Source organism: Streptomyces sp. RP5T (genome assembly GCF_003933965.1).
Taxonomy (GTDB): Bacteria; Actinomycetota; Actinomycetes; order Streptomycetales; family Streptomycetaceae; genus Streptomyces.
This window is the reverse complement of sequence record NZ_RSAJ01000818.1, coordinates 1-3,004: the sequence shown is the minus strand read 5'-3', so window position 1 is coordinate 3,004 and position 3,004 is coordinate 1. Positions and strand designations below refer to the sequence as shown.

4 protein-coding genes and 1 pseudogene are annotated in these 3,004 nt (G+C 72.0%); 4 read left to right on the top strand and 1 reads right to left on the bottom strand.

What is annotated here, in order from left to right:
* Positions 1-303: pseudogene (locus EHS43_RS41515) on the top strand (hypothetical protein); the annotation flags it as partial.
* Between the two features lie 138 nt (positions 304-441).
* Positions 442-915: a large conductance mechanosensitive channel protein MscL gene (gene mscL / locus EHS43_RS41510; RefSeq protein ID WP_125195676.1), complete on the top strand. Its 474-nt coding sequence runs from the start codon at positions 442-444 to the stop codon at positions 913-915.
* A 22-nt stretch (positions 916-937) separates the two neighbouring features.
* Here the strand turns inward: mscL and EHS43_RS41505 are convergent, their stop codons facing one another.
* Positions 938-1,120, bottom strand: coding sequence for a hypothetical protein (locus tag EHS43_RS41505; protein ID WP_125195675.1), 183 nt, complete (start codon positions 1,118-1,120; stop codon positions 938-940).
* Positions 1,121-1,281: 161 nt separating this feature from the next.
* On the opposite strand from EHS43_RS41505, the gene EHS43_RS41500 reads away from it, so the two are divergent.
* Positions 1,282-2,481 (top strand): low temperature requirement protein A, encoded by a 1,200-nt coding sequence (locus EHS43_RS41500; RefSeq protein WP_125195674.1) that lies wholly within the window; start codon positions 1,282-1,284, stop codon positions 2,479-2,481.
* A gap of 62 nt (positions 2,482-2,543) precedes the next feature.
* Positions 2,544-3,004: P1 family peptidase (locus EHS43_RS41495; RefSeq protein ID WP_185806634.1), on the top strand; the 461-nt coding region annotated here is incomplete at its 3' end.

Below are 3,004 nucleotides of genomic sequence, written 5' to 3'. Positions count from 1 at the left end.
GCCGAACCCGTGCGCGGGCACCGGGCGGTGGAGACCGTGTCGGCGCCGGTGCGGATCGCCGACGGCGCGACGGTCCGGCTGCTGCGGCCCGGGGACCGGGTCGACGTCATCGCGTCGCGGGAGTCGGCACTGGGCGGGGACGCCCGGGTGGTCGCGCGCGGGGCGCGGGTGACGAAGGTGCCCGAGCCACTGGACGGGTCGGCCGAGGGCGGGGCGCTGGTCGTGCTCTCGGTCCCGCGGTCGACGGCGGCCCGTCTCGCGGGCGCGAGCACGACGGCCCGGCTGGCGGTGACGCTGTGTTGAGCGGTGTGGTCCCTGTGTTGCGGAGGTTCCTGTCAAGTCGCCCTTTCGAGCTACCCAATTGGACAGGGTCACCTCGCGTTGACGTAGGTTGCGGAGCTGTTTGTTCCACAACCTGTGCGTGCGAGAAGAGGCCTCTAGGTGAGCGAGAAGAAGCCGAGCGTCTGGGAGGGCTTCAAGACCTTCCTGATGCGCGGGAACGTCGTCGATCTGGCAGTCGCGGTCGTCATCGGCGCCGCCTTCACCAACATCGTCAACTCGGTGGTGAAGGGAATCATCAACCCGCTGGTGGGGGCGATCGGCACCAAGAACCTCGACAGCTACAGCTCGTGTCTGCGGGACCCCTGCAAGGTCACGGCGGACGGCACCGTCGTGAGCGGCATCCCGATCCGGTGGGGCTCGGTCCTCGGCGCCACCCTCAGCTTCGTGATCACCGCGGCCGTCGTCTACTTCCTGATGGTCCTGCCGATGTCGAAGTACCTGGCCCGGGTGGAGGCCCGCCGCAAGGCGAAGGAGGGCACGCACGAGGTCATCGAGGTGACCGAGCTGGAGGTCCTCAAGGAGATCCGCGACGCCTTGGTCGCCCAGCGGGGCTCGGGCCACGACGGGCGCTAGCCGTCCTGCTCCCGCCGCGCGCTCAGAGGTGGTGGGGCGGCTTCTCGTCGAGGAAGCGCTTCAGGTCCGCCGCGCTGTCGCCGTCGGCGCGCGGCCGGTCGCCCCAGCCCCGGTCGGTGTCGTCCGGGGACTGCTGGTCCAGCGGATCGTCGAAGACCAGCGCGGGCTTCGGCTCGCGGGGCTCGGGGCGGGGGGCGCTGCTCATGGGTCCAGGGTACGGCCCCGCCGGACCGCCACCGCGGGAGCGGCCACCTGCCCCGGTCCCGGCCCTGGTCCCGGTCCCGGTCCCGACCTCGGCCTTGCGGTCCGCCGAAGCAGGTGGGGGTGCGCAAGCGTTTCGGGACGGGATCTGCTGTGCTTGGCACCATGACGTCCAGCCCTACGCACAGCCCCCTGCGCAGACTCACCGCCCGCGGCCGCGACGAGGCCCACCGTGTCGCCTCGCCGCTGGAGCTCCTCTTCGACCTGTGCTTCGTCGTGGCCATCGCCCAGGCGGGCGTGGGCCTGGTGCACTTCGTCGCCGAGGGGCACGCCGGCGAGGGGATCCTCAACTACGCGATGATCTTCTTCGCCATCTGGTGGGCGTGGATGAACTTCACGTGGTTCGCCTCGGCGTACGACAACGACGACGCGCTGTACCGGGTCGTCACCCTGATCCAGATCGCCGGCGTCCTGGTGCTGGCGGCCGGAATCTCCCGGGCGTTCGAGGACCACGACTTCCTGGCCGTCCTGGTGGGTTATGTGATCATGCGGCTCGCGCTGATCGCGCAGTGGCTGCGGGTGGCGCGTTCGGCCGAGGGCGCGGAGCGGACGATGGCCCTGCGGTACGCGTTCGGCGTGCTGCTGTGCCAGATCGGCTGGCTGGGGCTGCTGGTGCTGCCCGAGGGCGGCCGGCCGTGGCTGTTCCTGGTGATGGCGGTGCTGGAGATGTGTGTGCCGCTGTTCGCCGAGCGGGACCATCCCACGTCGTGGCATCCGCACCACATCGCCGAGCGGTACGGGCTGTTCACGATCATCGTGCTCGGCGAGACGATCGCCGCCGCCACGGTCGCCGTGAAGTCCGGTATCGCCGAGAACGACGCGCTGGACGAGCTGCTGCCCATCGCCGCGGGCGGGCTCCTGGTCATCTTCGCCGCCTGGTGGATCTACTTCGTGGTGCCCATCCACGGCCATCTGCGCTCCAGCCGGCAGGCGTTCCTGTGGGGTTACGGCCACTACCTGGTGTTCGCCTCGGCCGCCGCGATCGGGGCGGGCCTGGAGGTGGCCGTGGAGCAGGCCGTCGGCAAGGCGCACATCTCGACCCTGGCCGCGTCTTCCGCGGTGACCCTGCCGACCGCCCTCTACCTGCTCACCGTCTGGCTCCTGCACTCGCGGTACTTCAAGGTGGGCATCGCGCAACAACTCGTGCTCCCGGTCGCGGCGTTGCTGGTGATCTCCTGCACCTTCCTGGGCGACTGGGCGGTCCTCGCGGCGGGCGTCGTGGCGACGCTGGCCGTGGTGACCGGGACGACGCTGACCGCGCGGAGGGCGGCCCGGGAGCGCCAGGAGCCGGTCCGGGTGGCGTGACCGTGGAGGCGTGATCGCGTGACTCCGGCGGGTCGAGGGGGTGCCTGGACGAGACTGGTCCCATGACAGTTGACGCTCTGACGGATGTCGCCGGGGTGCGCGTGGGGCACGCGACGCGCACCGGCGGCGGTTGGCTCACCGGCACCACCGTCGTGCTCGCCCCCGAGGGCGGGGCCGTCGCCGCGGTGGACGTGCGCGGCGGGGGCCCCGGCACCAAGGAGACCGACGCGCTCGACCCGCGCAACCTGGTGCAGAAGGTCGAGGCGATCGTGCTGACCGGGGGCAGCGCGTACGGGCTGGACGCGGCCTCCGGGGTGATGGCCTGGCTGGAGGAGCAGGGGCGGGGGGTGCGGGTCGGACCCGACCCCTCGCACGTGGTGCCGGTCGTGCCCGCCGCCTGTGTCTTCGATCTCGGGCGGGGCGGCGACTTCCGGGCCCGGCCGGACGCGGCGACCGGGCGGGCCGCCGTCGAGGCGGCCGCGGCGAGCGCCGTCGGCGCACAGGTGCCGCAGGGGTGTGTGGG

Excerpts from the sequence above, each read along its gene's own strand:
- EHS43_RS41505 (WP_125195675.1), bottom strand. The coding sequence starts at position 1,120 with ATGAGCAGCGCCCCCCGCCCCGAGCCCCGCGAGCCGAAGCCCGCGCTG.
- EHS43_RS41500 (WP_125195674.1), top strand. The coding sequence starts at position 1,282 with ATGACGTCCAGCCCTACGCACAGCCCCCTGCGCAGACTCACCGCCCGC.